This is a genomic window from Streptomyces sp. NPDC018031 (assembly GCF_044327625.1).
GTDB lineage: Bacteria > Actinomycetota > Actinomycetes > Streptomycetales > Streptomycetaceae > Streptomyces.
Genome location: NZ_JBIRFT010000003.1, coordinates 523,064 through 544,151 on the forward strand (window position 1 = coordinate 523,064; position 21,088 = coordinate 544,151).

Consider the following 21,088-nt stretch of genomic DNA (forward strand, 5'->3'; position numbering starts at 1 on the left):
TTGCTCATCTCAGGCGTCCCCGAGTTCCCGGTCGATGACGTCGAAGAGCTCGTCGACTGATACCTCATCAAGATCGTAGTTGACCTCGTCGCCCGGTGCGTTGTCACCCTCGTCGAGCTTGGCCAGCAACGCCTGGAGCCGGACGGCCGCCCTGGACCGGGCGAGGTCGTCCAGCGGAGCCGCGGAGATCGCCGACTCCAGCCTGTCGATCTCCTCGTTCAGCGAACGGGCCGGCGTGTCCGCCCCGACCAGCTCCGCCTTCAGGTGACCGGCCAGCGCCGACGGCACGCCGTAGTCGAAGAGCGTGGTCGGCGGCAGCCGCAGCCCGGTGGCCGCGTTCAGCCGGTTCCGCAGTTCCACCGCGGTGAGCGAGTCGAGGCCCATCTCGAAGAAGCCCCGCTCGGCTTCGACGCCGTCGGGCGACGCATGGCCGAGCACCGTGGCGGTGTGGGTGCGCACCAGGTCCAGCAGGACCCGGTCCCGTTCGGCGTCCGCCAGTCCGGTCAGGCTGCGCACCAGCGCGGACCCGTCGGACGGCGCGGCGTCCGCGGCACCGTCCCCGGGCCCGGTACGGCGGCTCAGCTGCCGCACCTCGGGGAGTTCCGCGAAGAGCGGGCCGAGGCGCGTCGCCCCGAGCGCGGGTACGAACCGCTCCCAGTCGATGTCGGTGACGGCCACACACGCCTCGTCCTGGTCGACGGCCCGTTGCAGCGCCGCGATCGCCAGTTCGGGGTCCATCGCCGGCAGCCCGAACCGCTCCATCCGGCTGCCGGCCGCGTCCTGCGCCGCCATCCCGCCGTCCGCCCAAGGGCCCCAGGCCACAGAGGTGGCGGGCAGGCCCGCGGCGCGCCGCTGTTCGGCGAGCGCGTCCAGGTAGGCGTTGGCGGAGGCGTAGTTGGCCTGACCCGCCGCGCCGACGGTGCCGGAGAAGGACGAGAACAGCACGAACGCCGACAGGTCGAGCCCCGCGGTCAGCTCGTGCAGGTGCCGGGCGGCTTCCGCCTTGGACCGCAGCACCGTCTCGAACCGCTCCGGGGTCATCCCGTCGAGCACACCGTCGTCCAGCACACCCGCGGTGTGCACCACGCCGGTCAGCGGGAACTCGCTCGGGATCCGGGCCAGCAGTGCGGCCAGCGCCTCCCGGTCGCCCACGTCGCACGCGGCGACCGTCACCCGGGCGCCGAGCGCCGCCAGCTCCGCACGCAGTTCCTCGGCGCCCTCGGCCGCCGGGCCACGCCGGCTGGCGAGCACCAGATGGTCGGCGCCGTTACCGGCCAGCCAGCGCGCCACATGGGCGCCCAGCGCCCCCGTACCGCCGGTGACCAGCACACTGCCGGACGGCCGCCAGGCCGCCCCGACCGGCCGGGCCGGAGCACGGCCCACCCGGCGCGCGAACACCCCGGCCGGGCGCACCGCGACCTGGTCCTCGCCGGTCGCCCCGGTGAGCACGGCGGCCAGCCGCTCCACGGCCCGGCCGTCCAGCTCCACCGGAAGGTCGATCATGCCTCCCCAGCGCTGGGCGAACTCGGCCGCGGCGACCCCGCCCAGGCCCCACAGCTGCGCCTGCTCGGCGCTGTGCGGGACCTCGGAGGCGTTGACCGCCACCGCACCCCGGGTGACGCACCACAGCGGCGCGTCCAGGTCGGTGTCGTTCAGCGCCTGCACCAGCGCCACGGTCAGCGACAGCCCGGCCGGGACGGACGCGAAGCGCGGGTCCCGGCCCTCGGCGAGGCCGAGCAGCGACAACGCGCCGTCGAAGCCGGTACCGGCCTCGCTCATGGCCTTCCGCAGCCGGTCGGCCACGGTCTCCCGGTCGGCTTCGGCAGCGGTCAGCCGCACCGTCACCAGCCGCGCGCCCAGGGCGTCCAGCTGGGTCACGCACTCGGTGACCCAGGGGTCCTCGGCCGATCCGGCGGGCACCACCAGCAGCCACGGGCCGGACAGCACCGGGGCGGCCGGGTCGGTCACCGGCGACCAGTTCACCCGGTACCGCCAGGCGTCCACCCGCGACCGCTCCCGGCTCTGCCGGCGCCACGCCGTCAGTGCCGGCAGCACGGCCGCCAGCGACTCACCGGCCGTGCCGCCCGCTGCCGCGTCCGTGCCCGCGTCCAGCGCCAGGGTTTCCGCGAGCGCCGGCAGGTCGCCGCGCTCCACGGCGTCCCAGAACCCGCTGTCCGCGCCGTCGGCGCCGCGTTCGGCCCCGATCGGCCGTCCGGCCGGGGCGGGGGCAAGCCAGTACCGCTCCCGCTGGAAGGCATACGTCGGCAGATCCACCCGACGCCCCGCCACCCCGGACGCGGTCAGCAACCGCGACCAGTCCACCGGCAGGCCCCGGACATACCCCTGCGCCAGAGCCTCGGCCAACCCGTGCGCTTCGGCCCGGTCCTTGCGCAGCACCGGCGCGAACACCGCCTCCGGCACCGACTCCTGGCCCATCGCCGACAACACACCATCCGGACCCAGCTCCAGGAACGTCACCACCCCGGCCGCGTCCAGCGCCTCCACACCCTGCGCGAACCGCACCGCGTCCCGCACATGCCGCACCCAGTACCCCGGCGAGCACAACTCCTCCGCCGACCCGACCTGGCCGGTCACGTTGGATACGACCGGGATGGAGGGTTCGGCATACGTCAGGCTCTGGGCGACCTGCTCGAACTCGGCCAGCATCGGCTCCATCAACGGCGAGTGGAACGCATGCGACACCCGCAGCCGACGCGTCTTCACCCCCCGAGCCGACAGCGCCTCCGCGACCTCCACCACAGCCGCCTCGACACCCGACAGCACCACGGACGCCGGGCCGTTCACGGCCGCGACCCCCACCAGGTCCTCACGGCCGGCCAGCAGCCCCCGGACCTCTTCCTCCGTGGTGTTCACCGCGATCATCGCGCCACCAGTGGGCAGGGCCTGCATCAGCCGGCCACGCGCCGCGACCAGCGCACACGCGTCATCCAGCGACCACACCCCCGCCACATACGCCGCCGCCAGCTCACCGATGGAATGCCCGCCCACGAAGTCCGGCACCACACCGAAGGACTCCACCAACCGGAACAACGCCACCTCGACCGCGAACAGCGCACACTGCGTGAACACCGTCTGATCCAGCAACCCCGCATCCGCAGACCCCGACTCGGACTCGGGCTCGGCGAAGATCACCTCACGCAACGGCCGGTCCAACACAGCGGCACCATCACCGGCACTGATGGCGTCGAACCGGGCGCACACCGCGTCGAAAGCATCGGCGAACACCGGATAGACCGCATACAGCTCCCGGCCCATCCCGGCCCGCTGCGAGCCCTGACCCGAGAACAGCACCGCGGACTTGCCCGGCACCACCGAACCCAGCACCACACCCGGCACCGGCTCACCCGACACCACACCCGAAAGCCCCGCCACAAACCCCTCGGCACCCTCCGCCAGCACCACGGCCCGGTGCTCCAGCACCGACCGCGACGTCACCAGCGAATACGCCACATCCCCCACCGGCACCTCGGCAGCCGAGTCGGAGCGCAGGTGCGACAGGAGTCGCCCGGCCTGCGCACGAAGCGCCGGCCCGGTCTTCGCCGACACCACCCACGGCACCACCACACCCGCCGCAGGCGCCGTCTCCGCAGAGTCGGCCTGCACCGGAGCCGGCTCCACCGGCGCCTGCTCCAGCACCACATGCGCATTGGTGCCACTGATGCCGAACGACGACACACCCGCCCGACGCGGACGGCCGGTCTCCGGCCACGGGACCGCGTCGGCGAGCAGTTCCACCGCTCCCGCGGACCAGTCCATGTGCGGGGACGGCTCGTCGATGTGCAGGGACTGCGGCAGCGTTCCGTGCTGCATGGCGAGGACCATCTTCATCACACCGGCCACACCGGCCGCGGCCTGCGCGTGCCCGATGTTGGACTTGATCGAGCCCAGCCACAGCGGCTCGTCGCCGGACCGCTCCTGGCCGTAGGTGGCCAGCAGCGCCTGCGCCTCGATCGGGTCACCCAGCGACGTGCCGGTGCCGTGCGCCTCGACGGCGTCCACCTCGGCCGCCGACAGACCCGCACTCGCCAGCGCCTGCCGGATCACCCGCTGCTGCGACGGACCGTTCGGCGCCGTCAGACCATTGCTCGCGCCGTCCTGGTTGATCGCCGAACCGCGCACCACGGCCAGTACCGGGTGCCCGTTGCGGCGCGCGTCCGACAGCCGCTCCAGCAGCAGCATGCCGACGCCCTCGCCCCAGCCGGTGCCGTCCGCGGCGGCCGCGAACGGCTTGCAGCGGCCGTCCGCCGCCAGCCCCCGCTGCCGGCTGAACTCCACGAAGGCCACCGGGCTGGCCATCACGGTCGCGCCGCCGGCCAGTGCCAGGGAGCACTCGCCCTGCCGCAGCGCCTGCGCGGCCCAGTGCAGGGCCACCAGGGAGGAGGAGCAGGCGGTGTCCACGGTCACCGCCGGGCCTTCCAGGCCGAGGGTGTAGGAGATGCGGCCGGAGGCCACGCTGCCCGCGTTGCCGGTGAGCAGGAATCCCTCGGTGGCCTCCTCCGCCTGCTGCACGGCGTGGCTGTAGTCGTGGTAAGTGAGTCCGCAGAACACGCCGGTCTGGCTGCCGCGCACGCTCTCCGGGTCGATCCCGGCCCGCTCGAACGCCTCCCAGCTGGTCTCCAGCAGCAGCCGCTGCTGCGGATCCATCGCCAGCGCCTCACGCGGCGAAATACCGAAGAACGACGGGTCGAACTCGCCCGCGTCGTAGAGGAAACCGCCCTCCCGGGCATAGGTCTTCCCCGGGGCGTCCGGGTCCGGGTCGTACAGCGCTTCGACGTCCCAGCCCCGGTCGGTGGGCAAGCCGCCGATCGCGTCCCCGCCCTCGGCGAGCAGCCGCCACAGTTCCTCGGGGGTGCGCACACCGCCGGGGAAGCGGCAGCCCATGCCCACGATGGCGATGGGGTCGTCGTCGGACGGTGCCGTGACGGTGGACACCGCCGCGTTGCCGGCCACGGTCTCCGGCCCGTCGGGGTCCTCGCCCACGAGTTCGGTGTGGAGGAAGCGCGCCACCGCAGTGGGTGTCGGGTGGTCGAAGACGAGGGTGGCGGGGAGCCGCAGTCCGGTGGCCGCGTTGAGCCGGTTGCGCAGCTCGACGGCGGTCAGCGAGTCGAAGCCCAGCTCCTTGAAGGCCCGGCCGGCCTCCACCGCGTCCGGGGACTCGTGGCCGAGTACCGAGGCCACACTGCCGGAGACCAGTTCCAGCAGCGCACGGTCGCGCTCGGCCCGGGAGAGTCCGGTGAGCCGGCGGACCAGTGGCGACGTCTCGTCCGTGCCGTCCACGGCCGCCGCGCCGACCACCCGGCGTGCCGGGAGGCCGAGGAGGCCGCGGAGCAGCGCGGGCATCGGGGTGGTCCTGGCGTGTGCGCGCAGCGCGGCGATGTCGAGGTGCGTGGGCACCAGCAGCGCCTCACCGGTGGCCTGGGCCGTGTCCAGGAGGGCGAGGCCCTCCTCGGAGGTGATCGGTGTCATTCCGAAGCGGGACATGCGGTTCATGTCGGTGTCGCCCAGGTGGCCGGTCATCTCACTGCGCTGGGCCCAGAAACCCCACGCCAACGACACACCCGCCAGACCCCGCGCCCGCCGGTAGGACGCCAACCCGTCCAGGAACGCGTTCGCCGCCGCGTAGTTGCCCTGCCCCGCCGCACCGAACGTCGCCGCCGCCGACGAGAACAACACGAACGCCGACAGATCCAGCCCCGCCGTCAACTCATGCAAGTTCACCGCCGCGTCCACCTTCGGACGCAACACCGCATCCAGCCGCTCCGGCGTCAGCGACTCCACCACACCGTCATCCAGCACACCCGCCGTATGCACCACACCAGTCAGCGGATACTCGGCCGGAACCCCCGCCAGCACCCCGGCCAGAGCCTCCCGGTCAGCGACGTCACACGCCACCACCGACACCGACTCCGCACCCAGACCCAGCAGCTCCGACTCCAGCTCCACCATCCCCGCCGCAGCCCGCCCACGACGACTCACCAGCAACAACCGCCGCGCACCATGCACCACCACCAGATGCCGCGCCACCAGACCACCCAGCACCCCACTCGCACCCGTCACCAGCACCGTGCCGTCGGAGTACCGTGCCGGGTCGCCGGCGAGTGCGGCGGCCGGGTCACCGGCCGGTGCGGAGGCGCTGCGTACCCGGGCCAGCCTGGGCACGGTCACCGTGCCGGACCGGAACGCCAACTGGGGCTCGTCGGAGGCGAGTGCCCGGGCCAGCGCGTCGCCGGGGACGTGCCGGCCGTCCAGGTCGAGCAGTGTCAGCCGCCCGGGGTGCTCGGACTGGGCCGCCCGGACCAGACCCCAGACGGTGGCCGCGGCCGGGTCCGTGACGTCCTGGTCGGACCCGGCGGCCACCGCGCCGCGGGTCACCACGACCAGCCGGGAGCCGGCCGGCCGCTCGTCGGCCAGCCAGGTCTGGAGCGCCGCCAGCACCCGGTGCGCGCCCTGGTGGGCGGCGGAGACGATGGCGGCCGGCTCCGGCGACTCCGCCTCCGGCAGGCAGGGCAGGAACACGATCTGCGGCGCGGCCGGGCCTGCCTGGGCCGGCGACGCCAGGTCGGCGTGACCGCGGAGGGCCCGTCCGGCCGGGGCGGTCAGACCGGTGGCGGTCCGGAAGGCGTCGGCGTCCATGCCGATGATCGCCCACGCGGTGCCGGTGTCGCCGCCCTCGGTGACCGCGGTTCCGGTGTCACCGCCGTCGGTGTCCGCGATGCCGGAGTTGCCGGCCTGCGGGCCGGGGGTCACCCACTCCACCCGGAACAGCGACCGGTGGGTCTGCCATCCGCCGGTGAGCTGTTCCCGCGGCACCGGACGGTCGGCCAGCGCCTCCACCGAGGCCACGAGCCGTCCGGTGTCGTCGGCGGCCAGCACCGTGAGGTCACCGGTGGCGCCGGTGGTGAGCTTCACCCGCAGCGTCATGGCACCCGTCGCGTGCAGGGACACCCCGCGCCACGCGGACGGCAGGCGGATCTGGCCGTCCGTCGCGGTGGAGGCGTCCTGTGCCGCGTGCAGCGCGGCGTCGAGCAGGGCCGGGTGCAGGTGGAAGCGGGCCGCCTCCGCCGGCTGGCCGCCCGGCAGGGACACCTCGGCGAGGATGTCCGTGCCGTGCCGCCAGGCCGCGGTCAGGCCCTGGAACGCGGGCCCGTAGCCGAAGTCGCCGGCGGCCAGCGTCGCGTAGTGGCCGTCGATGTCGATCGGCTCGGCCCCGGCCGGCGGCCACTGGGCGAACTCCTCGGCCTCCGCCTGCGGATACGGCTGTCCTCCGGTGGCCAGCAGGCCGGTGGCGTGCCGGGTCCACGGCAGGTCCGCCGGGGCGTCCTCCGTGCGGGAGTGCACGGTCACCGGCCGGCGCCCGGAGTCGTCCGGGCCGCCGACCATGAGCTGTAGCTGCACGGCGCCCTGCTCGGGGAGGACCAGCGGGGCCTCCACGGTGAGTTCGTCGATCCGGTCGCACCCGACGGAGTCGCCGGCGCGCAGGGCGAGTTCGACGAACGCGGAGGCGGGTAGCAGCGCCGTGCCCGCGACCAGGTAGTCGGTGAGCCACGGGTGGGTCCGGGTCGAGAGGCGGCCGGTGAAGAGGTGGCCTTCGGTGCCGGGCAGCGCGACGGCGGCGCCCAGCAGCGGGTGGTCGGCCGGGCCGAGCCCAGCCGAGGCCACATCGCCCGCGGTCACGGTGGGCTGCACCCAGAACCGCCGGCTCTGGAAGGCGTAGGTGGGCAGCGTGATGTGCCGGACGTCGGTCCCGGCGAAGAGCTGCCGCCAGTCGACCGGGGCGCCGGCCACGTGCGCCTCGGCGAGCGAGGTGCGGAACCGGTCCAGCCCGCCTTCGTCGCGGCGGAGGGTGCCGATGGCGGCGGCCGGGACGTCAGCGTCCTCGGCGGTCTGCTCGATCCCCATGGTCAGCACCGGATGGGCACTGGCCTCGACGAACATCTGGTGCCCGGAGTCGAGCAGCAGGCGCACCGTCTCGTCGAAACGGACGGTCTGCCGCAGATTGCGGTACCAGTAACCGGCGTCCAGCCCGGCGGTGTCGACCTCCTCGGCGGTCACCGTGGAGTAGAACGGAACATCCGACGACCGAGGAGCGATCCCGGCGAGCGCGCCGGTCACCTCCTCCTCAATCCGCTCCACATGCGCCGAATGCGAGGCGTAGTCCACCGGCACCCGCCGCGCCCGCACACCCTCGCCCTCACACTCCGCGAGCAGCTCCTCCAACGCCTCCGGATCCCCGGACACCACCACCGCGGAGGGTCCATTCACCGCCGCGACGGATATCCGCCCCTCCCAGCGCTCCAGCCGTTCCGCGACCTCGGACTGCGACAGGGACACCGACACCATGCCGCCCAGACCCGACAACGCCAGCAGCGCCCGGCTCCGCAGCGCCACCACCCGCGCCGCGTCCTCCAACGACAACGCACCCGCCACCGCGGCAGCCGCGATCTCACCCTGCGAATGACCGATCACCGCAGCCGGCACCACACCATACGAACGCCACAACTCCGCGAGCGACACCATCACCGCCCACAACGCGGGCTGCACCACATCCACCCGCTCCAACGACGCCGCACCCGGCACCCCACGCAACACATCCACCAACGACCAGTCGATGAACGGCGCCAGCGCCGCAGCACACGCCTCGACCCGCTCCGCGAACACCGGCGAAGCATCCAGCAGCCCCGCCGCCATCCCCACCCACTGCGAACCCTGACCAGGGAACACGAACACCGGCCGGACACCCTCACCGGCCACACCACGCACCACACCCGGCACCTCCCGACCCTCGGCCAACGCCGAAAGCCCCGCCAGGAAACCCTCCCGCTCCCCCGCCAGCACCACCGCACGGTGCTCGAAGAGCGACCGGCCGGTGGCCAGGGACGCTCCGATCTCGAAGGGCGAGAGTCCGGGGTGCTCGCTGAGGTGGGCCAGCAGCCGCTCCGCCTGCGCGGGCAGCGCGGCGCCGGTCTTGGCGGACACCACCCACGGGACGGGCGCGGCCGGTACCGCGTTCGCCGGGGCCGTCCGGTCGCCGGGGTCGGTGGCCGGGGTCTCGTCATCGGCCGGGGCCTGTTCGAGGACCACGTGCGCGTTGGTGCCGCTGACTCCGAACGCGGAGACACCGGCCCGGCGGGGCTCGTCACGCTCCGGCCATGCCTCGGCCTCGGTGAGCAGCCGCACCGCGCCCGCGGACCAGTCCACGTGTCCGGTGGGCTCGTCCACGTGCAGCGACTGCGGGAGCACGCCGTGCTGCATGGCGAGGACCATCTTGATCACACCGGCGACGCCGGCGGCGGCCTGGGTGTGCCCGATGTTGGACTTGATGGAGCCCAGCCGCAGCGGTTCGCCGTCGGGACGCTGCCGGCCGTAGGTGGCCAGCAGCGCCTGCGCCTCGATGGGGTCGCCCAGCGTGGTGCCGGTGCCGTGCGCCTCCACCGCGTCCACGTCGCCGGTCGACAGACCGGCGCTGGCCAGCGCCTGCCGGATCACCCGCTGCTGCGAGGGACCGTTCGGCGCGGTCAGACCGTTGCTGGCGCCGTCCTGGTTCACCGCCGAACCGCGCACCACCGCCAGCACCGGGTGCCCGTTGCGGCGCGCGTCGGAGAGCCGCTCCAGCAGCACCATGCCGACGCCCTCGCCCCAGGCCGTCCCGTCGGCGGCCGCCGCGAACGGCTTGCAGCGGCCGTCCGCGGCCAGCCCGCGCTGCCGGCTGAACTCCACGAAACCGCGCGGCGAGACCATGACGGTCACACCACCCGCGAGGGCCATCGTGCACTCGCCCTGCCGCAGCGCCTGCGCCGCCAGGTGGAGCGCCACCAGCGACGAGGAGCACGCGGTGTCCACCGTGACCGCCGGGCCTTCGAGGCCATAGGTGTAGGAGATGCGGCCGGACACCACGCTGGCCGCGTTGCCGGTGGCGAGGTAGCCCTCGGCGACCTCCGGCGCCTGGTCGAGCAGCGTCACGTACTCCTGCCCGTTGGTTCCGAGGAACACCCCGGCGCGGGTGCCGTGCAGCGTCGCCGGGTCGATCCCGGCCCGCTCCCACAGCTCCCAGCTGGTCTCCAGCAGCAGCCGCTGCTGGGGGTCCATGGCCAGCGCCTCGCGCGGGGAGATGCCGAAGAACGCGGCGTCGAAACGGTCCGCACCGGTGAGGAAGGCACCCTCCCGCACATAGCTCTTGCCGAGTGCCTCCGGGTCGGTGTCGTAGAGGCCGTCGAGGTCCCAGCCGCGGTCGGCGGGGAACGGGGAGACCGCGTCCCGGCCGGACACCAGCAGCTGCCACAGGTCCTCGGGGCTGCGCACCTCACCGGGGAAGCGGCAGCTCATGGACACGATCGCGATCGGGTCGTCGTCCACGGCCGGGGCCGGGACCAGGGCGGCGGCGTGGCTGTCGTCCCGGGCGCCCAGCAGTTCGTCCCGCAGGTACTGGGCGAGCGAGGTCGGCGTCGGATAGTCGAACACCAGCGTGGCGGGCAGTTGCAGCCCGGTCGCGGCGTTCAGCCGGTTCCGCAGGCCGACCGCGGTGAGCGAGTCGAAGCCCAGCTCCTTGAACGCGCGGGCCGCACCCACCGTGTCCAGACCGGCATGCCCCAGCACGACCGCGACGTTGGCGCGCACCAGGTCGAGGAGTTCCCGCTCCTGGTCGGCGGCGGGCAGCCCCAGCAGCCGCTGGACCAGGGCGGAGGCTCCGCCGGGCTGGTCGGAGCCGTGGCCGGGGTCGCCGATGCCGGACAGCCGTCGCAGCTGCGGCAGGTCGGACAGCAGCCGGCGCAGCAGCGCCACGTCGAAGGCGCCGAGGAACCGTTCCCACTCGACGTCGAGGACCGCGAGGAAGGTGTCGTGCTGCTCCATGGCCTGCTGGAGGGCGGCGAGCGCCGCTTCGGGGGCCATGGCGGTCAGGCCGCCGCGCCGGAGGGTGCGTTCCACCTCGCTGCCGCTGGTGGCCATGCCGCCGTCGGCCCACGGGCCCCAGGCGATCGAGGTCGCGGGCAGGCCGGCGGCCCGCCGCTGCTCGGCCAGGGCGTCCAGGTACGCGTTCGCCGCGGCGTAGTTGGCCTGGCCCGCGCCGCCGATGGTGGCGGACGCGGAGGAGAACAGGACGAAGGCGGTCAGGTCCAAGTCCGCGGTCAGCTCGTGCAGATGCCGGGCCGCTTCGGCCTTGGACCGCAGCACGGGCTCGAACCGCTCCGGCGTCAACGCGTCCAGCACACCGTCGTCCAGCACACCGGCCGTGTGCACCACAGCCGTCAGCGGCACCTCCACCGGGATCCGCGCCAGCACCCCGGCCAGCGCCTCCCGGTCACCCGCGTCACACGCCTCGACCGTCACCCGCACACCCACACCGGACAGCTCCGCGACCAGCTCCCGCGCCCCGGGAGCCGCCACACCCCGCCGGCTCACCAGCACCAGATGCTCAGCCCCGTGCCGCGCCAGCCACCGCGCCACCTGCCCACCCAGCGCACCGGTACCACCGGTGACCAGCACACTCCCCGACGGACGCCACTCGGCCACCCCGGCCCGGGCCACCGCCCGCACCAGCCGCCGCGCCAGCACACCCGAAGAACGCACCGCCACCTGCGACTCGGCCACCACACCGGCCAGCACCGCCGCGAACCGCCCCGCGGCCCGCCCGTCCAGCACCTCCGGCAGATCCACCACACCGCCCCAGCGGTCCGGCAGTTCCATCGCCGCGGACTGGCCGAGGCCCCACAGCTGGGCCTGGCGCAGGCTGCGCGGCGGGTCCGCCTCACCGGTGGAGACGGCGCTCCGGGTGACGCACCACAGGGGGGCGTCGATTCCAGCATCGCCCAGCGCCTGGACCAGGGCGAGGGTCAGGGACAGTCCGGCGGGCACCGAGGGGTGGCCCGGGTCCTGGCCTTCGGTCAGGCCTAGGAGGGACACCACTCCGCTGAACGGCTCGGTCCGCTCGGCCGCGGCCTGTCGCACCAGTTCGGTCAGCGCGGCCCGGTCACCACCCGCCGCACACTCCACCACCACCGGCCGGCCACCGTGATCGGCGACCGCCGCCACACTCCACGCGACCCACTCCGCACCCGCCGCACCAGCCGGCACCACCACCAGCCAGTCACCCGGAACCACCACCGCACCGGCGTCCGGCACCGGCGACCACGCCACCCGGTAACGCCAGCCCTCCACCCGCGACCGCTCCCGGCTCTGCCGACGCCACGCCGACAACACCGGCAGCACCGCCGCCAACGACTCACCAGCCGCCGCATCACCCTCCGCGTCCAACGCCAACGCATCACTCAACGCCGGCAGATCAGCCCGCTCCACCGCATCCCAGAACGCCGCGTCCACACCCTCCCCGGACACCACATCCCCAGCCACCGGCACCGACTCCAACCAGTACCGCTCCCGCTGGAAGGCATACGTCGGCAGATCCACCCGCCGCCCCACCACACCGGACGCGGTCAGCAACCGCGACCAGTCAACCCCCGCACCCCGCACGAAGATCTCCGCCAGCGCCTCCGCCAGCGACCCCGCCTCCGCACGGTCCTTCCGCAGCACCGGCGCGAACACCGCCTCCGGCACCGACTCCTGGCCCATCGCGGACAGCACACCATCCGGGCCCAGCTCCAGGAACGAGACCACATCCCGCCCGGCAAGCGTCCGCACCCCATCGGCGAACCGCACCGCGTCGCGGACATGCCGCACCCAGTACCCCGGCGAGCACAGCTCCTCCGCCGACGCGACCTGGCCGGTCACGTTGGATACGACCGGGATGGAGGGTTCGGCATACGTCAGGCTCTGGGCGATCCGCTCGAACTCGGCCAGCATCGGCTCCATCAACGGCGAGTGGAACGCATGCGACACCCGCAGCCGACGCGTCTTCACCCCACGAGCCGACAACGCCTCCGCGACCTCCACCACAGCCGCCTCGACACCCGAGAGCACCACGGACGCCGGGCCGTTGACGGCCGCGATGCCGACCTGATCCTCACGGCCGGCCAGCAACGGCAGCACGTCCGCTTCCGGCACCGCGACCGCGATCATCGCGCCCCCGGCAGGCAGGGCCTGCATCAGCCGGCCACGCGCCGCGACCAGCGCACACGCGTCATCCAGCGACCACACCCCCGCCACATACGCCGCCGCCAGCTCACCGATGGAATGCCCGCCCACGAAGTCCGGCACCACACCGAAGGACTCCACCAACCGGAACAACGCCACCTCGACCGCGAACAGCGCACACTGCGTGAACACCGTCTGATCCAGCAACCCCGCATCCGCAGACCCCGACTCGGACTCGGGCTCGGCGAAGACCACCTCACGCAACGGCCGGTCCAACACCGCGTCGAACCGGGCGCACACCGCGTCGAAAGCATCCGCGAACACCGGATACGCGGCATACAGCTCCCGGCCCATCCCGGCCCGCTGCGAGCCCTGACCCGAGAACAGCACCGCCGACTTGCCCGGCACCACCGAACCCAGCACCACACCCGGCACCGGCTCACCCGACACCACACCCGAAAGCCCCGACACAAACCCCTCGCGGCCATCAGCCAGCACCACGGCCCGGTGCTCCAACACCGACCGCGACGTCACCAGCGAGAAGGCCACATCCCCCACCGGCACCTGCTCACCGGAGACGAACGACCGCAACCGCTCCGCCTGCCCCCGCAGACCCGCCGCGGACCGCCCGGACACCACCCACGGCACCACCACACCCGCCGCAGATGCCGCCTCCGCAGGCACACTCTCCGCAGGCTCAACGCCCGGTTCCCCGGAGCCGGCCTCCACCGGCACCGACTCCACCGGCGCCTGCTCCAGCACCACATGCGCATTGGTGCCACTGATGCCGAACGACGACACACCCGCCCGACGCGGACGCTCCACCTCCGGCCACTGGACCGCCTCGGCGAGCAGTTCCACCGCGCCCGCCGTCCAGTCCACGTGCGGCGACGGCTGCTCGACGTACAGGGTCTGCGGCAGTACGCCGTGCCGCATCGCCAGCACCATCTTGATCACACCCGCCACACCGGCGGCGGCCTGGGTGTGCCCGATGTTGGACTTCACCGAACCCAGCCAGAGCGGGCGGTCGTCGCCGCGCTCCTGGCCGTAGGTGGCCAGCAGCGCCTGCGCCTCGATCGGGTCGCCCAGCGACGTGCCGGTGCCGTGCGCCTCGACGGCGTCCACCTCGGCCGCCGACAGACCCGCACTCGCCAGCGCCTGCCGGATCACCCGCTGCTGCGACGGACCGTTCGGCGCCGTCAGACCATTCGACGCACCATCCTGGTTGATCGCCGAGCCGCGCACCACCGCCAGCACGGTGTGCCCGTTGCGCTGGGCGTCGGAGAGCCGCTCCAGCAGCAGCACGCCGACGCCCTCGGCGAGGCCCATGCCGTCCGCGTCGGCCGAGAACGCCTTGCAGCGGCCGTCGGCGGCGAGGCCGCGCTGGCGGCTGAAGCCGATGAACGAACCCGGGTTCGGCATGATCGCCACACCGCCGGCGAGCGCGAGGGAGCACTCGCCCTGCCGCAGCGCCTGCGCGGCCAGGTGGAGCGCCACCAGCGACGAGGAGCACGCGGTGTCCACCGTGACGGCGGGGCCTTCCAGGCCGAGGGCGTAGGCGATCCGTCCGGAGACCACGCTGGCGGCGCTGCCGGTCATCAGGTGGCCTTCGGAGCCCTCCGGGGCTTCGTGGATGCGCGGGCCGTACTCCTGGTAGTTGGATCCGATGAAGACGCCGGTGTCGCTGCCGCGCAGGGCGAGGGCGGCGATGCCGGCCCGCTCCAGCGCCTCCCAGCTGGTCTCCAGCAGCAGCCGCTGCTGCGGGTCCATGGCGACCGCTTCCCGTGGCGAGATGCCGAAGAAGTCGGGGTCGAAGTCGCCCGCGTCGTAGAGGAAGCCGCCCTGGCGCACATAGGTCTTGCCGGGGGTGTCGGGGTCGGGGTCGTAGATGCCGTCGAGGTCCCAGCCGCGGTTGGTGGGCAGGCCGCCGATGGCGTCACCGCCGGACATGATCAGCTGCCACAGCTCTTCGGGGGTGCGCACGCCGCCGGGGTAGCGGCAGCTCATCGCCACGATGGCGATCGGCTCGTCGTCGGCCGGGGCGGCCGGGGCGGTGGCCGGGATGCCGGGGTCCGGGGCGCCGTCGGTGCCCAGGAGTTCGCCGCGGATGTGCTCGGCCAGCGCGGTGGCGTTGGGGTAGTCGAAGGCGAGGGTGGCGGGGAGCCGCAGCCCGGTGGCCGCGTTGAGCCGGTTGCGGAGTTCCACGGCGGTGAGCGAGTCGAAGCCGAGGTCCTTGAAGGCGCGGCCGGTGTCGACCGCGTCCGGGGCGGTGTGCCCGAGTACCGCGGCGACCTGGGTCCGGACGGTCTCCAGCAGCAGGTGGCCGCCTTCGGCCGGGCTCATGCCGGTGAGCCGACGGCGCAGCCGGGCCGCGGCGTCGGAGGCGTCGTCGGACGGTCCGGTGTCGGCCGCTTCGCTGATCCGCCGGGCCGCGGGGAGTTCCGCGAAGAGCGGGCTGGGGCGGGCCGAGGTGAAGACCGGGAGGAAGCTCTCCCAGTCGATGTCGGCGATCGCCGGACAGGTCTGGTCGTGGTCGAGGGTCTGCTGGAGGGCGCTGATGCCCAGGTCGGGGTCCATGAAGCGCAGACCGCGGCGGCGCAGTTGGTCCAGGTCCAGGCCCTCGGGCAGGTCGTCGCCGGTGGCGTCCCAGACGCCCCAGGCGATGGAGGTCGCGGTGCGGCCGCGCTGCCGCCGCTGTTCGGCGAGGGCGTCCAGGTAGGCGTTGGCGGCGCCGTACGCGCCGTGGTCGCCGACGCCCCAGACGCCGGAGACGGAGGAGAACAGCACGAAGGCGTCGAGTTCGGCGTCGCCGAGCAGGGCGTCGAGGTGGGCGGCGCCGGCGACCTTGGCGCCGACGACGTCGGCGAAGTCGGCGAGGGAGGTCTCGGCGAGTCCGGCGAGGTCGATGAAGGCGGCGGCGTGGATGACCGCGGTGAGCGGGTGCTCCTCGGGGACGCCGGCGAGCAGGTCGGCGACGGCTTGCCGGTCGGCGACGTCGCAGGCGGCCACGGTGACCCGGGTGCCCCGCTCGGTGAGTTCGGCGACGAGTTCGGCCGCGCCGGGGGCGTCGGGGCCGCGGCGGCTGGTGAGCAGCAGGTGTTCGGCGCCGTTGCGGGACAGCCAGCGGGCGAGGTGGGAGCCGAGGGCGCCGGTGCCGCCGGTGATCAGCACGGTGCCGCGGGGCTGCCAGGAGCGGGCGGGGCGTTCGTCGCCGAGCGGGGCGGGCGTCAGCCGGCGGACCATGATGCCGGAGCCCCGGACCGCGATCTGGTCCTCGTCGGTGGCGCCGCCGAGGACCGCGGCGACGCGGGCCCGGGCGCGCTGGTCGAGGTCGGCGGGGAGGTCGAGCACGCCTCCCCAGCGGTCGGGGAGTTCCAGTCCGGCGACCCGGCCCATGCCCCAGGTCGCGGCCTGGGCGGGGCTGGTGAGCGGGTCGGAGCTGCCGACCGACACCGCGCCCCGGGTGGCACACCACAGGGGGGCGTCGATCCCGGCGTCCCCGAGGGCCTGCACCAGGGCGAGGTTGCCGGCCAGGCCGCGCGGGGTGGCCGGGTGGTCGGGGTGCGGGGTCTCGTCCAGGGCGAGCAGGGAGAGGACGCCGGCCGGGCTCTGGTCGGCGACGGCCGCGCGGAGGCGGGCGGCGAGGGCCGTCCGGCCGGTGTCGTCACCGTCCGGGGCGGCTTCGGTGCCGGTGCCCGGGGTGATGAGCAGCACCTGGGCGCCGTGCGTTTCGAGGGCGGCCCGGGTGCCGGTCAGCAGGTCCGGGTCGGCTCCGTGTCCGGGGGCGACGAGCAGCCAGGTGCCGGTGAGCGACGGCGCGGGCACGTCGGTCATCGGCCGCCAGCCGACGCGGTAGCGCCAGGTGTCGACGGTGGATTCGGCGCGGCGGAGCCGGCGCCACTGGGACAGGGCGGGCAGTACGGTGCCGAGTCCGGCCTGGTCCTCGGTGGAGTCCAGGTGCAGGGTGGCGGCGAGGGCGTCGGCGTCCTCGCGTTCGACGGCCGCCCAGAACTCGCCGAGCCCGGCGTCCTCGTCGGGGCCGGTCGCGGTGCGGTCGCCGGCCGGCCCGGACTCCAGCCAGTACCGCTGGTACTGGAAGGCGTAGGTGGGCAGCGCGACCCGCTGGGCGTCGCTGCCTTCGAAGACGGTGCGCCAGTCGACCGGCGCGCCCGCCGTGTGGGCTTCGGCGAGCGAGGTCCAGAACCGGTCCAGGCCGCCTTCGTCGCGGCGCAGCGAGCCGACCGCCACCGCGTCCGCGCCGGTGTCCTCGGCGGTCTGCTGGATGCCGACGGTCAGCACCGGGTGGGCGCTGGCCTCGATGAAGATCTGGTGGCCTGCGTCGAGCAGCAGGCGGACGGTCTCGTCGAACCGGACGGTCTGCCGCAGGTTACGGTACCAGTACCCGGCGTCCAGGCCGTCGGTGTCGGTCTCCTCGGCGGTGACCGTGGAGTAGAAGGGGATGGCGGAGAAGCGGGGGGTGATGCCGGCGAGGGCGCCGGTCACCTCGTCGCGGATCCGCTCGACGTGCGCCGAGTGCGAGGCGTAGTCGACGGGGACGCGCCGGGCGCGCACGCCGTCGCCCTCGCACTCGGTGAGCAGTTCCCGCAGCGCCTCCGGGTCGCCGGAGACGACGACCGAGGACGGCCCATTGACCGCGGCGACGGAGATCCGGCCGTTCCAGCGCGCGATGCGGTCCGCCACGTCCCGGTGCGGCAGCGGGACGGAGACCATGCCGCCCTGGCCGGAGAGGGCCAGCAGCGCCTTGCTCCGCAGCGCCACCACCTTCGCGGCGTCCTCCAGCGACAGCGCGCCGGCGACCGCGGCGGCGGCGATCTCGCCCTGTGAGTGGCCGATGACCGCCGCGGGTTCGACGCCGTGGGAGCGCCACAGGGCGGCGAGCGAGACCATCACCGCCCAGAGCACCGGCTGGACCACGTCGACCCGCTCCAGCGACGCCGCGCCGGGCGCCTCGCGCACCACGTCCATCAGCGACCAGTCGGTGTGCGGGGCGAGGGCCGCCGCGCACTCCGCCAGCCGCGCGGCGAACACCGGCGCGGTGTCCAGCAGTGCCGCGGCCATGCCGGGCCACTGGGAGCCCTGGCCGGGGAAGACGAAGACCGCTTCGGCGCCGGGGCGGGCGACTCCGGTGACGAGGCCGGCGGCGCTCTCCCCGGCGGCGAGTTCGCGCAGCGTGCGGGTGGCCTGGTCGAGGTCCGCGGCGAGCAGTACGGCCCGGTGCTCGAACACCGAGCGGGTGGTCACCAGGGACAGGCCGATGTCGGCCGCGGTGGCCGGGGCGGTCCCGGCGGGGTTCCCGAGCTGGGCGAGCAGGCGTTCGGCCTGGGCGCGCAGGGCGGCCTCGGACCGGCCGGAGAGCACCCAGGGCACCACCGGAAGCGGCGCGGCCGGGGCGGCCGGGGTCTCCGGCTGCCGGGCCGGGTCGGCCGGGTCGGCCGCCTCCGGCGCCGGGGCCGGGGCCGGGGCCTGTTCGATGATGGCGTGCGCGTTGGTGCCGCTGATGCCGAACGAGGAGACACCGGCGCGGCGCGGCTCCTCGCCCTCGGGCCACGCCACGGCCTCGGTCAGCAGCCGGACGGTGCCGCTGGACCAGTCCACGTGCGGGGTGGCCTCGTCGAGGTGGAGGGAGCGCGGGACCAGGCCGTGCCGCATGGCGAGCACCATCTTGATCACACCGGCGACGCCGGCGGCGGCCTGGGTGTGCCCGATGTTGGACTTGAGCGAACCGAGCCGCAGCGGCCGGTCCGCGGTGCGTTCCCGGCCGTAGGTGGCGAGCAGCGCCTGTGCCTCGATGGGGTCGCCGAGCTTGGTGCCGGTGCCGTGCGCCTCGACCACGTCGACCTGGCCGGCGGTGAGGCCGGCGTTCTCCAGCGCCTGGCGGATCACCCGCTGCTGGGACGGGCCGTTGGGGGCCGACAGGCCACTGCTGGCGCCGTCCTGGTTGGTGGCGGTGCCGCGGACCACCGCGAGCACCTGGTGCCCGTTGCGCTGGGCGTCGGAGAGCCGCTCCAGCAGCAGCATGCCGGCGCCTTCGGCCGGGCCGAAGCCGTCGGCGGAGGCGGCGAACGGCTTGCACCGGCCGTCCGGGGCCAGGCCGCGCTGCCGGCTGAAGCCGACGAAGGTGCCGGGGGTGGCCATCACGGTCACGCCGCCGGCGAGGGCGAGGTCGCACTCGCCCTGCCGCAGCGCCTGCGCGGCGAGGTGCAGCGCGACGAGGGAGGAGGAGCAGGCGGTGTCGACCGTGACCGCCGGGCCCTCCAGGCCCAGGGTGTAGGCGATGCGGCCGGAGACCACGCTGATCGCGCTGCCGGTGACCAGGTGTCCTTCGACCTCGTCGGGGGCCTGGTGGACGCGGGGGCCGTAGTCGGGGGCGACGGCGCCGACGAAGACGCCGGCCCGGCTGCCCTTGACCGACGCCGGGTCGATGCCGGCCCGCTCGATCGCCTCCCAGCTGGTCTCCAGCAGCAGTCGCTGCTGGGGGTCCATGGCGAGTGCCTCGCGCGGCGAGATGCCGAAGAACTCCGGGTCGAAGTCGCCCGCGTCGTGCAGGAAGCCGCCCTCGCGCAGGTACGAGGTGCCCGGCCGGTCGGGGTCCGGGTGGTACAGCCCGTCGAGGTCCCAGCCGCGGTCGGTGGGGAACGGGGAGATCGCGTCCCGGCCGTCCCGCACCAGGTCCCACAGGTCCTCCGGGGACCGGACGCCGCCGGGGAACCGGCAGCTCATCGCCACGATGGCGATCGGCTCCCGGCTCGCGGCCTCCATCTCCTGCAGGCGGTGCCGGGTCTGATGCAGATCAGCCGTCACCCGCTTGAGGTAACCGAGGAGCTTGTCTTGATCGGTCATCAGAACCTCGCGAGATCGTGCGTCAGGGAATTCGAGTGCTGGGGGTACGGGCCGGGGCCCCGGCGCGGGGCCGGGGCCGGTCCGTCGGTGCCGGGCCGGTGCGCGGGGCCGGGCGGGGTGCCGGGCGGGGGTGTCGGGGTCATGAGCCGCCGAACTCCGCGTCGATGAACTTGAAGAGTTCGTCCGCGGTCACCGACTCCAGTTGCTCCGCGACGTCCGCCGGGTCGGCTCCCGGCCCGGCGGCGGGCGCGGGGCCGGCGCCGGTCGCGGGCTCCGAAGCCGCCTCGGCGGCCGGACCCGCGGGCCCGGAGGCGTCCGGGCCGACGGCCGCTGCCGGGAGGTTCTCCCAGCCGGCCAGCAGGGCCTTCAGCCGGCTGGTGACCGCCTCGCGGGTGGCGTCGTCGGGCCGGGCGGAGGCGGTGAGCACCGCTTCCAGCCGGTCGAGTTCCCCGGTGAGCGAGCCGGTCCGGTCGCCGGCTTCCCCCGGTGCCGCCCGGTCCGCTCCGGTGGGTTCGTCGGTGCCGGCCGCTGCGGCGGGCGGCGCGATCTCCTCCCGCAGGTGCCCGGCGAGCACCGCGGGCGTCGGGTAGTCGAAGATCAGGGTCGGGGGCAGCCGCAGTCCGGTGGCCGCGTTGAGCCGGTTGCGCAGCTCGACGGCGGTCAGCGAGTCGAAGCCCAGCTCCAGGAAGCCCCGTTCCGGGTCGACGGCGTTGGCGGTGCCGTGTCCGAGGACGGTGGCCGCGTGGTCCCGGACCATGCGCAGCACGACGCGCTGCTGCTCGGCCGGGGTCAGGCCGGTGAGCCGCCGGCGCAGCGCGTCCGCCGCGTCCTGCGGTTCGGCGGCGGTCTGCGCGGTGCGCCGGGCCACCGCCGGTGCGGCGGCCGCGGACTGCTCGACCAGGCCGGTCAGCAGGGCGGGCACGGCGCCGGGGCGCTGGGCGAGGGCGGCGGGGTCCAGCTGGACGGGGACCACCAGGGGTTCGCCGGAGGTCCGTGCGGCGTCGAAGAGCGCCAGCCCGTCCGCGGAGGACAGCGGCCGGATCCCGTCCCGGGCCAGCCGGGCGAGGTCGGCTGCCGCGAGGTTGCCGGTCATGTCGCTGCGTTCGGCCCACAGGCCCCACGCGTAGGACACCGCGGGCAGCCCCAGCGCACGCCGGTGCGCCGCCAGCGCGTCCAGATA

At 74.4% G+C, this 21,088-nt stretch carries 2 protein-coding genes; both read right to left on the reverse strand.

Annotation, left to right across the window (positions count from 1 at the left end):
* Positions 1 to 9: 9 nt before the first annotated feature.
* The gene (locus ACH4B3_RS12380; RefSeq protein WP_398462739.1) at positions 10 to 19,908 is read right to left on the reverse strand and encodes a type I polyketide synthase; all 19,899 of its coding nucleotides are present in this window, start codon (positions 19,906 to 19,908) and stop codon (positions 10 to 12) included.
* Positions 19,909 to 20,047: 139 nt separating this feature from the next.
* Positions 20,048 to 21,088 (reverse strand): beta-ketoacyl reductase (locus tag ACH4B3_RS12385; RefSeq protein ID WP_398462740.1); only part of this gene is annotated, 1,041 nt, incomplete at its 5' end.